Source organism: Pseudoalteromonas sp. SIMBA_162, assembly GCF_046535955.1.
In the GTDB taxonomy this organism is placed as follows: domain Bacteria; phylum Pseudomonadota; class Gammaproteobacteria; order Enterobacterales; family Alteromonadaceae; genus Pseudoalteromonas; species Pseudoalteromonas marina.
Window position 1 is genome coordinate 1 of the sequence record NZ_JAWJBQ010001319.1, and the last position, 232, is coordinate 232.

1 pseudogene is annotated in these 232 nt (G+C 56.0%); it reads right to left on the bottom strand.

Annotation, left to right across the window (positions count from 1 at the left end):
* Positions 1-232, bottom strand: a pseudogene (locus tag R0J88_RS23915) (23S rRNA (guanine(1835)-N(2))-methyltransferase); the annotation flags it as partial.

The window sequence follows — 232 nt, forward strand, 5'->3', positions numbered from 1 at the left end:
GGATAGTCCAGTCAGTACCTTCCAGCTTCCAGCTAACGGTCTGCGGCGCATCGGCCAGCTGCGGTTCATTGAAAGTGCAATTAATCAGGCGCGCTTTTTTCCATGCCAGCGTGGTGGTGGTTGGGCCGAGCACTTTTTCGAACAGTTCCAGCGTGGAAGTGTGAATGTCACGGGCCTTGGCACCGGCAATAATACGTGTATCCGACGTGACCACTTTGCGCAGCGCACGCAG